This is a genomic window from Proteiniphilum saccharofermentans, from assembly GCF_900095135.1.
Lineage (GTDB): Bacteria > Bacteroidota > Bacteroidia > Bacteroidales > Dysgonomonadaceae > Proteiniphilum > Proteiniphilum saccharofermentans.
In genome coordinates this window covers 3117339-3134772 of sequence record NZ_LT605205.1, presented here as the reverse complement: position 1 = coordinate 3134772, position 17434 = coordinate 3117339, and the positions used below count along the sequence as shown (strand labels likewise).

Genomic DNA, 17434 nt, shown 5'->3' with positions numbered 1-17434 from the left:
TTGAATTCACAGGTTTGAGAATATATTCTGCAATGAAAAACCGGCTTTGTTAGGAGCCGGTTTTTTTACAGTCAACTTTGTCTTATTATCAAGCATTTAACAGTGCTTTCATATCTTCATCCACAGTGGTGATGCCTGCTATTCCGAAATTGTTGACCAATACGTTGACCACATTTGGCGAGAGAAATGCAGGCAAGGTGGGGCCTAAATGAATATTCTTTACTCCGAGTGAAAGAAGCGCCAGCAGTACGATCACTGCTTTCTGTTCATACCATGCGATATTGTAGGCGATGGGAAGATCGTTCAGGTCATCGAACCCGAAAGCTTCTTTCAACGCCAATGCAATCTTTACCAACGAGTAGCTGTCGTTACATTGTCCGGCATCCAATACACGTGGTATGCTATTGATATCACCCAATGGCAGTTTGTTATAACGGTATTTCGCGCATCCGGCGGTAAGGATTACCGTATCTTTGGGTAGTTTCTCTGCAAATTCGGTATAATAGTTGCGTCCTTTTAAACGCCCGTCGCAACCTCCCATCACGAAGAACTTGCGGATAGCACCTGTCTTTACGGCATCCACCACTTTGTCAGCCAATGCAATGACCTGGTTATGGGCAAATCCGCCGATAATCTCTCCGCTCTCCATTTCTGTGGGGGGAGCACACCTTTTCGCATGTTCGACCAGCGCGGAAAAATCTTTGGGCTGCCCGTCCTTACGGTCTTCAATATGTTTGAATCCTTCGAATCCGGAAGCCCCTGTAGTATACACCCTATCTCCGTAAGTGGAGTTTTTTCTGGGAGGTACGATACAGTTGGTAGTGAAAAGGATCGGGCCATTGAAATTTTCAAAATCTTCAATCTGATGCCACCATGAACTACCGTAATTACCTACAAAATGGCTGTATTTCTTGAATGCCGGGTAATAGTTGGCCGGCAACATTTCGCTATGAGTATAGACATCTACGCCGGTTCCCCCGGTTTGCTTCAATAGCTCTTCCATATCTTTCATGTCGTGCCCGCTAATCAAAATGCCGGGGTTGTTACGGACGCCTAAACTGACTTTTGTGATTTCCGGATGACCGTAGCTCGAAGTGTTGGCCTTGTCCAATAACGCCATTACCTGTACACCGTACTTCCCGGTTTCCAGTACCAACCCTGTCAATTCCTCTGCGCTCAGTGAATCGTTGGTCACATCTACCAGTGCCCGCTGCATGAAACCGTAAATTCCATTCTCTTCATAACCCAGGTTAAATGCATGTTCGGCATAGGCAGCCATCCCTTTTAATCCGTATATAGTCAATTCACGGAGTGAACGGATATCTTCATTTTCGGTAGTGAGAATGGTTGTCTCCACTGCTTTCTCTGCCATCTCTTCTTCAGTGTCTCCTCTCCAGAAGGCTCCGTCAAAAGTAATTCCGGCCCTACTCCCCCCTGCGGAGAGTAACCGCTCTTCAGCGGCATTCCGCATTTCATAAGCCATTAAGATACGTGTGATAAACCGGCTTTTGTCGAAATTGGCATTGGTGATGGTCATGAAGAGACTATCGGTAATGAACTTGTTGATCTGGGGAATCTCAATCCCCAACTTCCTTAAGCGAACAGTGTAGTGGGAGATGCCTTTACAAAGGAACATCAACAGGTCCTGCAGGTTGGCCACATCGGCTGTTTTCCCGCAAACACCCTGTATGGTGCAACCTTCGTTCTTACTCGTCTCCTGACACTGATAGCAAAACATTTTTTCCATATTATTTCGTAAGATTGATTTGTGTAATTGTTTACTGCAAAGGTATCGGCCCATCATGACAAAAAGTGTAACCGTGGTTACACCCTGCCGGATTTTATCCTCCTATGCGGTTTACAAAAGAAAATCATCTAATTTTGTATCAAAATGATGAAATAGTTATGGCTGATTATAATATATTTTCCTGTCCCCTTTTCTTTCATTTGTCCAAAGAGGAGATAGATGGGATATTGGAGCGTTCGGTATCCGAAGTGAGGGAAGTAGATAAAGGCAATTATGTGGTTCGGCAGGGTGACCAGGTCCAGTTCCTTTATCTGCTGATGGGAGGCCTGGTGCGTACCGAAATGGTGACCAAAGAGGGAAATGTCTTAGAGATTGAGTTCATTGAACCGGTCAGGCCGCTTGCTCCTGCTTTTCTGGTTGCCACTGAGAACCGTTATCCGGTAGATGTGATCACTGCCGAGAAAAGCACTTTTTATCTGATCCCCAAATCGATGTGGATGAAGGAGATGATGCAGAATGAAACGTTGATGGCCAATTTTATGAAGGTCAACTCCAATATGACCGTATTTCTTTCTAAAAAGGTGCAGATGATGTCTATCAAAAGCCTGAAAGGAAAATTATCCCTTTATATATTGGAAAATACAACTCCCCAGTACAATTCTTTTATATTAAGGCGTACCCAAACCCAGTTGGCTGAGTACTTTGGCGTACAACGCCCTTCACTGGCCCGTACCCTGGGAGAAATGATCAGGGAAGGAATGATTTCCCTTTATAAGAGAGAATTGAAAGTGCTGGACAGGAGAAAACTTGAAGAGTTGGTATAGATATTAACCCAACTTTCACCCTCAAAATTATTTTTGATAAAAAATGAGCCTGTTTTATGCTCCTTTGATGTGATAGCCATTTGATATTCAGCGATCGTATTTTTCGGAAGTATGTCAAATCCGGATTGTAGGACACTTTTGAATGCAAGTCTTGTTGTATTTTTGTCTCATGCACGTGAATGTACAACTACGTTTCAATTCCGCCACGGGACAGGAAGCTCCTTACTATCGACTGAAGGAGTCTTATCGAGATGTGCGCGGACATGTGCATTCCCTGATTGTACTGAATATCGGTTTTGAACCATGCCTGAAGCCTCTCCAGGTCAAACGTATTGCACGTGCCTTGACTATGCGTTTTCAACACCGGCATCATGGATCTCTTTTCCCGGAAAATAAGGATGGACTTTCTCACGAAGAGCGCCTCTTTGCCGAACGATACTGGCAACGCATGCTTGCCGAAGGAGGGATCGACCGGTTCAACCAAAAAGAGAACCAATCCAAAGAAGAGTCCGAAAGGTATATAGATTTGGATACAGTAGAACATACCGATGCCCGTAACATCGGCGCGGAATGGCTTTGCAAACAAACCATTGACCGCCTGGGGCTGGAAGATTTTCTAAGAGGCCAGGGCTGGAATGAAAACGCCATTCATGCCGCTCTCTCCCATCTGATTGTCCGAACCGTTTATAGTCCATCGGAATGGGCTACACACCGTGTCATGAAGGAGAATTCCGCTGCTTGCGAACTTTATTCAGGTACTCCGGATTGGACTCCGGGCATCAATGCACTCTACCAAATGCCGGATCGTCTTTATGGGATCAAAGATAAATTGGAACGACATCTTTGCCAAAGGACGGATAACCTGTTCAATATAGATAATCGTATCGTGCTTTTTGACCTGACCAACTTCTATTTTGAAGGCCGTAAAGCAGGAAGTCGCAAAGCGCGTTTCGGACGCAGCAAGGAGAAGCGCAACGACTGTCGATTACTGGTATTGGCCTTGTGCATAAACAGGGAGGGATTTATCCGTTATTCCTCTATTCTTGCAGGCAATACCTCAGACCCCAAATCACTTCCCGGTATGATTGACAAGTTGGCTGTCAAAACCTCCGTCACCAGTAAAAAGACCTTGGTTGTAATCGATGCAGGCATCTCCACCGAAGAGAACCTGCAAGGCATAAAAGAAAAAGGATACAATTATCTTTGCGTATCCCGCACACGGTTAAAAGACTACAGCCTCTCGAAGGATCACCGGACGGTAACCGTACATGACACCAGAAAACAGGAGATTACCTTGCGGGAAGTGCAGACCCGGCCTGAAGAGGATTATTATCTGGAGATCACCTCTCCCTCAAAAGCAATGACGGAAGCCTCCATGAACCGTCAATGGAAAGAACGCTTTGAAGGTGAGATGGAGAAAATCAACGAGGCCATTACAAGGAAAGGAGGTACCAAACGTTACGAAAAAGTAGTTGAACGAGTCGGCAGAGCCATTGAGCGTTATCCCTCCATCGCGCGACATTATCAAATAACGTACCTGTGCAATGAGAGGAAACCAGCTGAAATGCAAAAAGTAAACTGGACGATCAAGGATATTACCGCAATAGACAAAAACACGGGAGTCTATTTCCTGAGAACCAACGTACGGACTTTTGGCGAACAGACGACCTGGGAGTATTATAATTTGATTCGTGAGATAGAATGCACCAACCGGCAGCTAAAAACGGATCTCAATCTACGACCCATCTATCATCAAAAGGATGAACGCAGTGATGCGCATTTATTCTTCGGACTACTTTCTTATTGGATTGTCAATACGATACGCTTTCAACTCAAGCAATCGGGAGAAAACGCTTATTGGACAGAGATTGTTCGCCGCATGTCTACGCAGAAATTGGTGACTACAGAAGCCGTCAATGCCCTGGGTGAGAAGGTGGAACTGAGACAATGCAGTCGGCCGACAAAGCAAGCGGAGAGGATATACTCCATCCTAAAGATGAAACAGGCGCCGTTCAAGAAAATAAAAATATGTAGGTCACAGTCACCGCCAAGGGGATCGTCCTGACTCATTCTGGACAGGATTGCGTGGAAATGTAAGTGAAAGTTGGGTTAAGAGACTGTTTAAATTTGCTTCTAAGCCGGTCAATATCATTTGAAGTGATCTTTTGAAAAGAAACGAAATAAGAATCCCTGCCAGTTAAAAAAAGTCAATTGCTTCCTTATATAAAAGTATTCCCCTTTATAATTTACCCCTTCAAAGAAAATATTTATACCTTTGTCATACAGGAAATCGTTCAGTTGTAATTGTGTGGTGTCTGTGAGGCGCTGATTTTCAATGTTTTTGCTGACCGGTTTTCTGTTGTCGTTTAAAGTATAATATACCCCGTATTGAGGGGAAAACAGGAGAATACGATTATTCGTAACTCTATTTTTGAAGTTGATCCGAATATTAAAAAAGAAAAAAGTACCCACGGACGCACTGAACATGTTCAATCCCGATGTGTTAAACAATTCTGACTTGTTATATATAGCCGGAATGTATATTCCGTTGGGTATTATTTAATCAAACAAACTACAACTATTTATGTGTATAATGCAAAGGCGATTCTTTTTAGGGTTGATGCTTGTATGCTCATTTCTTCCATTCTATTCATGTAAAGAGACAGCGGAAGTATATCCTGTCGTAGAGATAGAAAAAGTTCCACGGGACAATATCGAGATCCATGGTTATTATGTGGGTTCTATCAGGGCCTACAGGAAAGTGGAAATACATGCGAGGGTAGAGGGTTATCTGGAAAAGATGACTTTTGAAGAAGGAAAAAGGATTGAAGAGGGAGAACCCCTCTTTTATATCAATAATGCCACTTATAGAGCCAAAGTGGAGAGAGCCAGGGCACAACTGAAGAAAGATGAGGCCATGGCAGCCAAGGCAAGAAGAGATGAGGAGCGCCTCCGTCCACTCTATGAACAAAATGCGGCAAGCCGTTTGGATCTGGACAATGCAATTGCAGCAAGGGAGATGGCTGATGCAAGTGTGTCGATGAGCAAGGCCGAGTTGGAGCAGGCTGAGTTGGAACTGAGTTATACAATTGTCCGTTCACCGCTCTCCGGTTATATCAGTGAACGGTACGTAGATGTGGGAACACTGGTCGGAAAATCACAATCATCATTGCTTGCCACAGTAGTGGAGCGTGATACTGTATTTGTTGAATTCAAGCTGACTGCATTGGATTACCTGAGAAGCCAACAGCGGAATGTCCGTCTGGGAGAGCTGGATGCTACCCGTTCATGGCAACCTGCCGTTACCATCACTCTGGCCGATAATAGTATATATAAGGAGAAAGGAATCGTTGATTTCGCTTCACCCTTGGTTGATCCTCAGACCGGTACGTTTGGTGTGCGTGCCGCCATACCCAATACCGATCAGCAACTTTTGCCCGGACAGTTTACAAGGGTAAATCTGTTGTTGGACGTACTGGAGGATGTGGTGGTAGCACCGCGAAAATCCCTTATCATCGAGAAAGGAGGGGCTTTCCTGTTTGTTATCCGTCCCGACAGCATAGCTGAGTGGCGTTTTGTGGAGACCGGCTATGAGCAGGGTAATAAGGTAGTTATAACCCGTGGATTGTCTACCGACGAGCAAATAGTTACGGAGGGATATCATAAACTTACCCATGGACAGAAAGTAATTCCCCATACACGTGAGCAGATAGAGGCGGATGAACAGAATAGAATGCAAGGAGACAGCATATGAAGCAGGGATTTTTTATAGATAGACCTGTCCTGTCTACCGTCATATCTCTCTTTATTGTAATTGTCGGTATTATAGGGCTTGCTTCGTTGCCGATTGAACAATATCCCCAGATAACACCTCCAATGGTCAGGGTCAGCACTTCCTATCCGGGAGCGGATGCATCGACTGTTTCGCAGGCAGTGGCAACACCCATCGAGCAGCAATTAAATGGAACCCCGGGAATGCTCTATATGGAATCGAGCAGTAATAACACCGGGGGATTGACCATTTCCATTACTTTCGATGTAAATACGAATGTGGACCTGGCGGCGGTGGAAGTACAGAACCGGGTAAAACTGGCTGAGGCACGTCTCCCCGCTGAAGTTTTACAAAACGGGATCACTGTAGAAAAGCAGGCTTCCAATCAGCTTGTTACATTGGCGCTTGTGTCTGATGATCCGAAATTTGATGAGATATATCTGAGTAATTATGCCACTATCAATGTGCTGGATGTATTGCGCCGTATTCCGGGTGTAGGTCGTGTATCCAATGTGGGAAGCCGGTATTACGGTATGCAGATATGGGTTTATCCCGACCGGATGGCCAGTTACGGGCTTACGGTGCAGGACCTGCAAAAGGCTCTGAGAGACCAGAACCGGGAGTCTGCTGCGGGGGAACTTGGGAAACCACCTGTCAAAGGGGTAGATATCTCTATTCCTATCACCGCCCAGGGGCGTCTGTCCACCGTGCAGGAATTCGAAGATGTGGTGATCAGGGCCAACAGCGACGGTTCATTTATCCGTATCGGTGATGTGGCCCGGGTTTCACTAGAAGCATCTACCTATACCACGGAAAGTGGATTGGACGGAAAAAATGCAGCTATCCTTACGGTTTATATGTTGCCGGGAGCCAATGCCATGGAGGTAGCCAATGAGATAAAAAATGCCATGCATACCATCTCCACAGATTTTCCTGAAGGACTAGATTACCTTATTCCTTTTGATATCACCGAATATATTTCGGAATCGATAAAGGAAGTCTATAAAACGCTTTTCGAAGCGCTGATACTTGTTATACTGGTGGTATTCCTTTCGCTGCAAAGCTGGAGGACCGCAATGATACCAATTATAGCGGTTCCTATATCGTTGATAGGTACTTTCGGGTTTATGCTGATGATGGGATTCACCCTGAATACACTAACACTGATGGGGTTGGTGCTCGCTATCGGGATAGTGGTGGATGATGCGATCGTGGTTGTCGAAAATGTAGAACGCATTATGGTGGAATACAAGATGAATGCCCGTGAGGCCACCCATAAGGCGATGAGACAGTTGACCGGAGCATTGGTCATCACCTCACTGGTATTGGCGGCAGTATTCCTTCCGGTTAGTTTTCTGGGCGGAATTGTCGGATCAATGTACCAGCAATTCACTATCACCATTGTTGTCTCCGTATTCATATCCACAGTAGTCGCACTGACGCTTAGTCCCGCCATGTGTGCACTGATCCTCAAACCACGGCATGGCAGGAAAAATATAATCTTCAGGCGGATTGACAATTGGTTTGCTAAAGGAAACCGTTTATACGTAAAAGGTATTTACAAGACGATCAGTCATCCCAAAAGAATCATATTCTGGTTTGGCATGGTCTTGGTCGCTATCTTTCTGTTGAACCGTTTTGTTCCGTCGAGTTTCATTCCCCAGGAGGACCAGGGTTTCTTTACCGTAGAACTGGAAATGCCTGAGGGAGCTACTATCGAGCGTATGCGTAATGTGGCAGAGAGGGCAATAGCGTATATTGACCGTCATGAAGCCGTTGATCATGTGCAAAATACAACCGGCTCCAGTCCTCGCGTGGGTATTAACCAGGGACGTACAACCCTGGTCGTGATATTAAAGCCCTGGAAAGAGAGGGATATGGGAGTAGATGATGTGATCAATGATATACGACAGGAGTTTTATCATTATCCCGAGGTTAAAGTCTTTGCCAGCAGGCCGCCTGTAGTTCCTGGCCTGGGAGAAGCGGGAGGAATCGAGATGAAATTGCAGGCAAGGTCAGAAGCTTCCTGGGATGAGTTGGTGGCGGCGACCGATACATTTTTGCATTATGCCAATAACAGTCGCCAGTTGGCCAATATCTCCGCTTCTTTGCAACCCGAAATACCACAGCTGTATTTCGATCTCGACCGCGATAAGGCTATGGCGTTGGGCGTCCCTGTCTCGGATATCTTCTCTACGATGAAGGCTTATCTGGGTGCAGTGTATGTGAATGACTTCAACATGTTCAACCGTGTATACAGGGTCTATATTCAAGCCGACCAAAGTTTCAGGATGACGGGTGATGACCTCAACCTTTTCTTTGTTCGTGCCTCTAATGGAACCATGGTTCCACTGACCTCTCTCGGTTCCATGGATTATACTACCGGCCCCGGCAATATATCCCGGTTTAATATGTACACTTCGGCATCGATCCAGATTACACCGGCCGCAGGCTATAGTTCCGGAGAAGCCATGGCTGTGATAGAACGGATCGTGAGAGAACATCTCCCGGAGAATATCGGGCTTTCCTGGAGCGGACTTTCGTTTCAGGAACAGAGGGCACAGGGCAATACGTTCCTTGTCCTGGCATTGGTGTTTCTTTTCGCGTTCCTCTTCCTGGCAGCTTTATACGAAAGCTGGTCCATCCCTATGGCTATTATTCTCTCTTTCCCTGTGGCTGCATTAGGTGCCTATCTGGGGATATGGATTGTGGGACTGAATAATGACATTTTCTTTCAGATAGGTTTGGTTACACTGATCGGTCTGGCGGCAAAGAATGCCATACTCATCGTTGAATTCGCCAAAGTACAGGTAGATAAAGGTGTGGAGCCTGTCCATGCGGCTATAAATGCGGCAAGACTACGTTTTCGGCCCATCCTGATGACTTCATTGGCATTTATTCTGGGGCTTGTTCCTCTTGTACTCGCTTCGGGGCCAGGTTCAGCCAGTCGCCATTCAATTGGTACGGGAGTGTTCTTTGGGATGATCTTTGCAACAGTGGTGGGTATTATTGCGGTGCCGTTCTTCTTTGTACTTCTTTACAGGTTGAAGAATAAGGTATCTCTGCCTGCCTGGGTGAGATTTCCCAAGATGAAAGATAAAATCAAAGTATTTTACAACAAGAAAGGCAAAAAACAATGAAACCATTTAACGGTTATATAGTAATTGTATGTGTGCTGGCCCTTTTGTTGAGTTCCTGTAAAATAGGTCGCGAATTCAGCCGTATAGAGAACACAGGTATGCCGGAGCATTTCAATGGGGCTAAAGAAGTGCAAATGCCGGGATTATCTACGGATGATATAGGGTGGAGTACCCTTTACCAGGATACCGTTTTGCAGAATCTTATTGACAAGGCGCTGGAAAACAATAAGGATATGCTCATTGCTACGGCGCGTATCAAAGAGATGATCGCCAGCAAACGGATCAGTTTTGCATCCATGCTTCCGGAAGTCTCGGTAGAAGCTGGAGGGCAAAAGGAAATGCTCAATTATGGTGGAGACGACCCAAAGCATGATCCGGAGTTCAGGGTGAATATGAATATCGGTTGGGAACTCGATATATGGGGAAATCTACGCTGGAAAAATGATGCAGCTTTAGCAGCCTATATGCAGTCAGTTGAGGCACAACGTGCTTTACACCTGACAATTGTGGCGGAGGTGGCTCAGGCTTATTTCGAGTTGAGGGCATTGGACAGGCAGTTGGCCATTGTCAGGCAAACCCTGGTATCGAGAGAACAGGGAGTGCAGTTTGCCAAACTCCGTTATGAGGGTGGACTTATATCAGAAATACCCTACCGGCAAAGTTTGGTAGAGCTGGCACGTACTGAAACGTTGGTTCCTGATATTGAAAATGAGATCAAATTGAAAGAGAACGATCTTGCAATTCTGGTGGGTGATTTCCCCTCTTCTTTCATCCCCCGGGGACAACGTATCGATGAGATTGACTTTCCGGGTGAACTTCCTGTGGATTTGCCTTCTTCCCTGTTGCGTCGTCGTCCTGATATCCTGCAGGCAGAACAGCAGTTGATCGAGATGAATGCCATGGTAGGCACAGCATTGACCGATATGTTTCCAAAACTCAGTCTTACCGGGCAATTAGGTGGGGAGAGTGACGAACTGGGCAATTTTCTCCAGAGCCCTGCCTGGTTTATATCAAGTTTCCTGACCGGGCCCATTTTCAATTTCGGGAAAAACAAAGCTCGCCATGCTGCTGCCCAGGCTGCTTACGAAGCACAAGTATATGAATATGAAAAAACGGTATTGAATGTATTTGCCGAAGTGAACAATGCTATCTCTTCACTGGAAAAAGCCAGGACAATGAGATTATCGCATCAGAAACTCTATGACTCTGCCAATTCATATCATCAATTGGCGCAACTACAGTATATAAATGGTCTAGTGAGTTATCTTGATGTGCTTGACTCCCAGCGTCAGTTGTTTGACGCGGAGATTGCCCTCAATGACGCAACCCTCAATGAATTGATTGCTACTGTAGATATGTATAAGGCTCTTGGCGGGGGTATTATACGTTAACACTGCTTGTTTTGACCTGTTTTTATATATTTTTCCGTTAAAAATAAAGGAATTGATAATAAAACCATATATTTGCAACAGAAAACGACTAATTTGATAGAACTATTCATTATCATATTATCTAAAAGTCATGAGTAATCAATTAACAAGAAGAAAGTTTCTTAAAACGGCCGCTGTAGGTGCAGTTGGAATGGCTGTTTTCCCGCAGTTCCTCTCCTCGTGTAAACAAAACAAGAGTACGGGAACAGATGATGGAATTATTCGCCTGGGATTTATCGGGTTGGGTCAGCAGGCAATGTACCTGTTGAATGGTTTTATCGGTATACCGGGAGTACAAGTGGTAGCCGGAAGTGATGTGTATGGTGTCAAGAGGGAGCGTTTTCTGCTACGAGTGAACAAGCACTATACAGAAAACCAGTCGGAAGTAGCCGTAGAGGTATATGAAAACTACAAAGAACTGATTGCCCGCGAGGATATCGACGCTGTGGTAATTGCTACACCCGACCACTGGCATGCATTTATGGCTATTGAGGCTTGTAATGCGAAAAAGAATGTTTATCTGGAAAAACCGTTGACATTTACTATTAAAGAGGGGCAAATGTTAACGAAAGCGGTGCGTGACAACGGGGTGATTTTAAGTGTAGGCAGCCAACAGCGTTCCGATGCCAATTTCCAGCATGCTGTAAAGATGGTACAGGAAGGGAAAATCGGAAAAATTGAGAAGGTAAATGCTTATGTAGGCGCTCCTCCTACACCTTACGACCTGCCTGAAGAGCCCGTGCCGGCAGATTTGAACTGGCCGTTGTGGTTAGGCCCGTCAGAGTACGTGCATTATAATTCCCAGTTGAACCCTCCTATTTCGCTCGATCCCGAACAGAATGAACAGTTCTGGGGCGCATGGCGCTGGTATAAGGAACTGGGTGGAGGTTTTACTACCGACTGGGGTGCACATATGTTCGATATCGCCCAATGGGGACTTGGAATGGACGGAAGCGGTCCCGTGGAGATTATTCCGGCAGGATATGAGGATACCAAATACCTGACTTACAAATATGCCAACGGGGTGGTGATGACCGAGGAACCGTTCGACGAAAAACAGACCAAGGGAGTCAAATTCTGGGGTGATAAAGGATGGATCGAGGTGTCGAGAGGCCATTTCAAGGCTTCTGATGACAGTTTGCTGCCCCCTGTAGCGGAAAATACAGAAGGTGCTTACGAGACAAAGATCCCTCATCTCGTGAATTTTATTGAATCGGTGAAAACAAATACCGATCCGGTAGTTCCTGTGGAAATAGGACACCGTTCCTGTACGGTTTGTACGTTGGGAAATATTGCCTACGACCTGGGGCGCCCCGTTAAATGGGATCCGGCAGCAGAGAAGTTTGTAGATGATCCCGAGGCAGATGCGAACAGATTGTTCAATAAAACCTATAATGAAGGATATATCCTTTAATGCGAAGATGACTAAACCAAAAAAAGCTGCTTAAGGCAGCTTTTTTTGTGACAGTATGATACCCAGTTCGTCTAACTGTTCCTGCTCTACACGGGAGGGAGCATCGATCATCATATCGCGTCCGGCATTATTTTTCGGGAAGGCAATGCAATCGCGGATACTATCCAGTCCGGCAAAGACGGAAACAAACCTGTCCAACCCGAAAGCAATCCCGCCATGCGGAGGAGCACCGTATTGGAAAGCATTCATCAGAAATCCGAATTGCTCCTGCGCCCGTTCTTCTGTAAATCCGAGTACGGAGAACATCTTCTTTTGCAATCCGCTGTCATGAATACGGATGGAGCCGCCACCTATTTCCACACCGTTGATCACCATATCGTAAGCATTGGCACGAACAGCTCCGGGATCGGAGTCCAGCAGCGGAATATCTTCCGGTTTGGGCGAGGTGAAAGGGTGGTGCTTCGCGAAAAATCGATTCAACTCTTCATCTTTTTCCAATAATGGGAAATCTGTTACCCACAGGCATTTATAGTTGTTTTTGTCTCTTAATCCCAGACGGGTGCCCATTTCTAATCGCAGTTCACATAATTGTTTCTGCGTTTTTTCAGTCTCTCCACCCAGAATCAGTATAAGGTCACCCGGTTGGGCATTGCATCGTTCCGCCCATTTTTTGAGATCCTCTTCGGTGTAGAATTTATCGACAGAAGATTTCAACGAACCGTCTTCATTATACCGCAGGTAGATCAATCCTTTAGCTCCGATTTGGGGGCGCTTTACAAAGTCGGTCAGTTCATCCAGTTGCTTGCGTGTGTAAGAAGCACACCCTTTAGCACAGATAGCTCCTACATATTCTGCGGAATCAAATACGCCGAATTCACGCCCGGGGGTAAGATCTTTTATCTCCGTTAATGTCATTTTGAAGCGGGTATCCGGTTTGTCCGATCCGTATAAGCGCATGGCGTCTGCATAGGTTATACGGGGAAAATCGGGTATTTCGATATTTTTGATCGACCTGAACAGGTGTTTTGTCAATCCTTCAAAGGTTTGTAATACATCTTCCTGGTTGACGAATGACATTTCACAGTCGATCTGTGTGAATTCCGGCTGACGGTCGGCTCTCAGGTCCTCATCACGGAAGCATTTGACGATCTGGAAATAGCGGTCGAACCCCGATACCATCAGTAACTGCTTGAACAATTGTGGAGATTGCGGCAGCGCGTAGAATTCACCCGGATTCATGCGGGAAGGAACAATAAAGTCGCGAGCTCCTTCGGGGGTGGATCCGATCAGTACCGGTGTCTCCACTTCCAGGAATCCTCTCTCGTCGAGGTAACGGCGTGTCTCGAAAGCCATCTTATGACGCAGTTCCAGATTCTGCCTTACCACATTACGACGCAGGTCCAGGTAACGGTATTTCATCCGCAATTCATCCCCTCCGTCGGTGTCGGTCTCGATAGTGAAGGGAGGTGTTTTGGAAGCATTTAGTACAGTCAGAGTCGAGACGATGATTTCGATGTCCCCGGTAGGAATATGAGGATTCTTACTACTGCGTTCCTTGACGGTACCAGTAATCTGGATCACCCATTCTCGTCCCAGCTTGTTGGCCTGGTCGCAGAGATCCTGATCCAGTTCCTGGTTGAATGACAATTGTGTGATGCCATACCTGTCGCGCAGGTCAAGGAAGGTCATTCCCCCCATCTTGCGGATTTTGGATACCCATCCGGCTAAAGTAACCTCTTTCTCTATGTCGGCCAACCGGAGTTCGCCGCATGTATTGCTTCTGTACATAAGATATTATCGTTTGATATATTGGACTGCAAATTTACACAATTCTCGCGTGAATCACGCAGTTAAATAAAAAAACCGCTTAGATGTTGAGATTATCGGAAAATAGTTGTACTTTTGCATCCGATTTCGGGGTGTAGCACAGTCCGGTTAGTGTACCTGCTTTGGGAGCAGGGGGTCGCGAGTTCGAATCCCGCCACCCCGACGAAATTAAAAAGCCTTGATAATCAATATGTAAATGTTGATTATCAAGGCTTTTTTTGTATATAAATGCCAGTGAGTTCCGGGAATATGCTATCTTTGTGGGTGTCAAGGCCACGGGCTCGTGTATAAAATAGGATCATCGACTTTTTTATATAAGTTTCACTCGTTTTTGCAAAATAGGTTATTTCACGATCTCTGCAAAATCTTCCAGATTCTCATCCACATATTGCGCGATAATGGAGATCTCTTCCTCTTCTATATAGAAGAACTTCTCCTCCAATTCATCAAACTGTTCAAAGTCGGTATACATCGCCATGAATTCTTCCTCCGTCGTTTCCCGTTCCAGTTCCGTACGATGGGTATCGTATATTTCTTTGGCTTTATAGAGTATCTTTGAAAATCCTTTCGCCCCCATCTGTTTTAATGCTTTCGCAACCGGATTATCGAAGATATATCCTCCGTAGCCATTCTGGATGAGCTGTACGAATCCGCCTTCATTCACTTCTTTGGTAAAGAAACGAAGTGCCAGTAGCGTGTGCTGATACCCGTTCAGACGATCCATATTTTCTGCTGTGATCTCCCCGTCCAATGCTTCAAGATAAGCATCGATAAATACTTTCAGAAATTCGTCCATCCCTTTTTCAGCAGCCTCAATAAGTTTGTTTTCGTGAATCTGTATCATGTGATCCTTGTTTAATTGTTGTGCGAGAAGCTTATTATGCAGGAGTTAAACCTGTTTGTGTCGTATACCTGTTTCTCCATGACAAATGTAACGGTTTTTTCTTAAATGGCTTTGTGTTGTCCCTTTATTCGGGAGAAAATAGCTATATTTGCGCAATAATCTTTTAAGAATAAACCTAAGATGAAAGTAAAACCTTTTAAGGGTATTCGCCCGCCGAAATCACTGGTAAAAGAGGTGGCATCACGTCCCTATGATGTGCTGAATTCAGAAGAGGCCCGTAAAGAGGCCGGGGGAAATGAGAAATCACTGTATCGTATCATCAAACCGGAGATCGATTTCCCCGTAGGAAAGGACGAGCATGATGCAGATGTATATGAAAAAGCCGCCGAAAATCTGAAGATGTTCCGGGATAACGGGTGGCTCGTGCAGGACGATGAAGAGATGTATTATGTGTATGCACAGACAATGAATGGCAAAACCCAGTACGGTTTGGTGGTGGGAGCTTATGTAGAGGATTACATGACCGGGAAAATCAAGAAACATGAGTTGACGCGTCGCGATAAGGAAGAGGACCGCATGAAGCATGTGCGGGTGACCGATGCCAATATGGAACCTGTTTTCTTTGCCTATCCTGACAATAAGGATTTGAATGGAATCGTGGATAAAGTTAAGGCCCGTGAACCTGAATATGATTTTGTTTCGGCCGACGGGGTAGGGCATCACTTCTGGTTGATATCGGATGAGGAAACTATCCGCCGGATCACGGAGATATTCGAAGCCGTTCCGGCAATGTATATTGCCGACGGTCATCATCGTTCTGCCGCTGCAGCACTGGTGGGCGCCGAAAAAGCAAAGAGCAATCCCAACCACATAGGTGATGAGGAGTACAATTATTTTATGGCGGTTTGTTTTCCTGACAGTCAACTTACCATTATCGATTATAACCGGGTGGTGAAAGATCTCAACGGACTCACTCCCGATGAATTCATAAAAAAATTAGAGAAAAACTTCGTTGTAGAGCCTGCCGGATCGGAGATACAGAGACCGCAAAACCTCCATCAATTTTCTATCTATCTTGACGGACGTTCGTTTAGCGTAACCGCAAAACCCGGTACATACGACGATAATGACCCTATCGGTCAACTCGACGTGACCATTACTTCCAACCTGATACTGGATGAGATATTGGGTATCAAAGATCTTCGTAGTGATAAACGGATCGACTTCGTGGGTGGTATCCGTGGCCTGGGGGAACTGAAAAAACGGGTAGATAGCGGGGAAATGGCGCTTGCCATCGCTTTATATCCTGTCTCAATGAAACAGTTAATGGATATTGCCGATACGGGTAATATCATGCCTCCCAAAACTACCTGGTTTGAACCGAAATTGCGCTCTGGACTGGTAATACATCAATTACACTAATAATATTCAATTTAAAACGATCTATGGCACATCATGAATTAGACGAACTGGATGAAAAAATCCTCAGGATGATAGTGGATAATGCACGTATCCCTTTTCTGGAGGTAGCACGGGCATGTGGTGTTTCGGGTGCGGCTATCCATCAGCGGGTACAAAAACTTACCGGATTAGGAGTGGTCAAAGGCTCGGAGTTCCTTCTGGATGCCGAAAAGATCGGTTATGAGACCTGCGCTTATGTGGGGATATTCCTTACTTCTCCCTCGACTTTTGAGTATGTTGTAAAAGAATTGGAAAAAATACCTGAAGTGGTGGAGTGTTATTATACTACCGGCCAATATGATGTTTTAATCAAAGTGTTCGCGAAAAACAACAAAGACCTGTTGCGCATCATCCATACTGAGTTACAACCTCTTGGTTTGTCAAGAACCGAAACATTGATATGTTTTAAAGAAGGATTCCGGAAAAAATTGCCTATTCAGTTTATTGAAAAAGAGGCGTGATTTTCTTTGATAAATAATTTTATTCTCACACCTGTCTTATAGGTAGAAGGACTTGATGGCACTTGAGATTGTCATTGCGGGAGTTATGGCTTGGTAATACTTGGGAAATTATAGAGTGTACTCCCGCTATTGAGTTTTTCTATCAATTGGTCATTTTGATCCATTAACGTTTTATTCTCTATTTTCAGCATCGTATTCTCTGTAACCAGTTGTTTTATTTCCTCTATTAACCTGTTGACTGTTTTATCTGATATTTCTTCCTCCCGGAGAGGTGCTGATCTTAACATTTCACCTCTTCCCGTGATCAGCCACTCTGTATTGTATCGGGGATAATTTTCAACTATTAATTGAATCCATTTCGCTTGTATATCGGTGCCATTGTTAATGGCCCGTGATAAAACGCCTTTACTGGCTCCTATTTTTCTCTCCAGAGCCGTTATTTTTACATTTTCATAATCGGCTATTTGCTGGATTCTATATAAAATGCTCTTCATTTAGGTAAAATTATCTTCGT

General features: G+C 45.1%; 12 protein-coding genes and 1 tRNA gene. 9 read left to right on the top strand and 4 right to left on the bottom strand.

Annotated elements, in window-relative coordinates; genetic code table 11:
- Positions 1-88 precede the first annotated feature (88 nt).
- A complete protein-coding gene (gene hcp, locus PSM36_RS12265; RefSeq protein WP_076932234.1) occupies positions 89-1738 on the bottom strand; it encodes a hydroxylamine reductase in 1650 nt (549 codons plus the stop codon).
- 167 nt (positions 1739-1905) lie between these two features.
- Between hcp and PSM36_RS12260 the strand changes: the two genes are divergently transcribed.
- The 6 genes from PSM36_RS12260 (at position 1906) to PSM36_RS12230 (ending at position 12327) form a co-directional block, all read left to right on the top strand.
- The gene (locus PSM36_RS12260) at positions 1906-2571 is read left to right on the top strand and encodes a Crp/Fnr family transcriptional regulator (RefSeq protein WP_076931141.1); all 666 of its coding nucleotides are present in this window, start codon (positions 1906-1908) and stop codon (positions 2569-2571) included.
- Between the two features lie 169 nt (positions 2572-2740).
- The gene (locus PSM36_RS12255) at positions 2741-4636 is read left to right on the top strand and encodes an IS1634 family transposase (protein ID WP_076929716.1); all 1896 of its coding nucleotides are present in this window, start codon (positions 2741-2743) and stop codon (positions 4634-4636) included.
- Positions 4637-5191: 555 nt separating this feature from the next.
- Complete coding sequence (locus PSM36_RS12245; RefSeq protein ID WP_173823191.1) at positions 5192-6325, top strand: efflux RND transporter periplasmic adaptor subunit; 1134 nt, start codon at positions 5192-5194, stop codon at positions 6323-6325.
- Complete coding sequence (locus PSM36_RS12240; protein ID WP_076931138.1) at positions 6322-9483, top strand: efflux RND transporter permease subunit; 3162 nt, start codon at positions 6322-6324, stop codon at positions 9481-9483. Before PSM36_RS12245 ends, PSM36_RS12240 begins: the two co-directional genes overlap by 4 nt.
- Positions 9480-10874 (top strand): efflux transporter outer membrane subunit, encoded by a 1395-nt coding sequence (locus tag PSM36_RS12235; protein WP_076931137.1) that lies wholly within the window; start codon positions 9480-9482, stop codon positions 10872-10874. The genes PSM36_RS12240 and PSM36_RS12235 overlap by 4 nt, the downstream gene beginning before the upstream one ends.
- Positions 10875-11004: 130 nt before the next feature.
- Positions 11005-12327: a Gfo/Idh/MocA family oxidoreductase gene (locus tag PSM36_RS12230; protein WP_076931136.1), complete on the top strand. Its 1323-nt coding sequence runs from the start codon at positions 11005-11007 to the stop codon at positions 12325-12327.
- 30 nt (positions 12328-12357) lie between these two features.
- Here PSM36_RS12230 and aspS read toward each other — a convergent pair whose 3' ends face one another.
- On the bottom strand, positions 12358-14115 hold the full coding sequence (gene aspS / locus PSM36_RS12225; protein WP_076931135.1) for an aspartate--tRNA ligase: 1758 nt from the start codon (positions 14113-14115) through the stop codon (positions 12358-12360).
- 127 nt (positions 14116-14242) lie between these two features.
- Between aspS and PSM36_RS12220 the strand changes: the two genes are divergently transcribed.
- Positions 14243-14317, top strand: a tRNA-Pro gene (locus PSM36_RS12220).
- A gap of 180 nt (positions 14318-14497) precedes the next feature.
- Here PSM36_RS12220 and PSM36_RS12215 read toward each other — a convergent pair.
- Positions 14498-14998 (bottom strand): DMP19 family protein, encoded by a 501-nt coding sequence (locus PSM36_RS12215; protein WP_076931134.1) that lies wholly within the window; start codon positions 14996-14998, stop codon positions 14498-14500.
- 180 nt (positions 14999-15178) lie between these two features.
- Here PSM36_RS12215 and PSM36_RS12210 point away from each other — a divergent pair, with 180 nt between their 5' ends.
- Both PSM36_RS12210 and PSM36_RS12205 read left to right on the top strand, forming a co-directional pair.
- Positions 15179-16420 (top strand): DUF1015 domain-containing protein, encoded by a 1242-nt coding sequence (locus PSM36_RS12210; protein WP_076931133.1) that lies wholly within the window; start codon positions 15179-15181, stop codon positions 16418-16420.
- A gap of 23 nt (positions 16421-16443) precedes the next feature.
- Positions 16444-16920, top strand: coding sequence for an Lrp/AsnC family transcriptional regulator (locus PSM36_RS12205; protein WP_076931132.1), 477 nt, complete (start codon positions 16444-16446; stop codon positions 16918-16920).
- A gap of 83 nt (positions 16921-17003) precedes the next feature.
- On the opposite strand, the gene PSM36_RS17740 is transcribed toward PSM36_RS12205, so the two are convergent.
- Entirely contained in the window at positions 17004-17414 is a 411-nt protein-coding gene (locus PSM36_RS17740) for a hypothetical protein (RefSeq protein ID WP_076931131.1), read from the bottom strand.
- Positions 17415-17434: the final 20 nt, after the last annotated feature.

What these genes read in the sequence shown, in the direction of transcription:
- hcp (WP_076932234.1), bottom strand. Translation starts at nt 1,738, where the DNA reads ATGTTTTGCTATCAGTGTCAGGAGACGAGTAAGAACGAAGGTTGCACC.
- PSM36_RS12260 (WP_076931141.1), top strand. Translation starts at nt 1,906, where the DNA reads ATGGCTGATTATAATATATTTTCCTGTCCCCTTTTCTTTCATTTGTCC.
- PSM36_RS12255 (WP_076929716.1), top strand. Translation starts at nt 2,741, where the DNA reads ATGCACGTGAATGTACAACTACGTTTCAATTCCGCCACGGGACAGGAA.
- PSM36_RS12245 (WP_173823191.1), top strand. Translation starts at nt 5,192, where the DNA reads ATGCTTGTATGCTCATTTCTTCCATTCTATTCATGTAAAGAGACAGCG.
- PSM36_RS12240 (WP_076931138.1), top strand. Translation starts at nt 6,322, where the DNA reads ATGAAGCAGGGATTTTTTATAGATAGACCTGTCCTGTCTACCGTCATA.
- PSM36_RS12235 (WP_076931137.1), top strand. Translation starts at nt 9,480, where the DNA reads ATGAAACCATTTAACGGTTATATAGTAATTGTATGTGTGCTGGCCCTT.
- PSM36_RS12230 (WP_076931136.1), top strand. Translation starts at nt 11,005, where the DNA reads ATGAGTAATCAATTAACAAGAAGAAAGTTTCTTAAAACGGCCGCTGTA.
- aspS (WP_076931135.1), bottom strand. Translation starts at nt 14,115, where the DNA reads ATGTACAGAAGCAATACATGCGGCGAACTCCGGTTGGCCGACATAGAG.
- PSM36_RS12215 (WP_076931134.1), bottom strand. Translation starts at nt 14,998, where the DNA reads ATGATACAGATTCACGAAAACAAACTTATTGAGGCTGCTGAAAAAGGG.
- PSM36_RS12210 (WP_076931133.1), top strand. Translation starts at nt 15,179, where the DNA reads ATGAAAGTAAAACCTTTTAAGGGTATTCGCCCGCCGAAATCACTGGTA.
- PSM36_RS12205 (WP_076931132.1), top strand. Translation starts at nt 16,444, where the DNA reads ATGGCACATCATGAATTAGACGAACTGGATGAAAAAATCCTCAGGATG.
- PSM36_RS17740 (WP_076931131.1), bottom strand. Translation starts at nt 17,414, where the DNA reads ATGAAGAGCATTTTATATAGAATCCAGCAAATAGCCGATTATGAAAAT.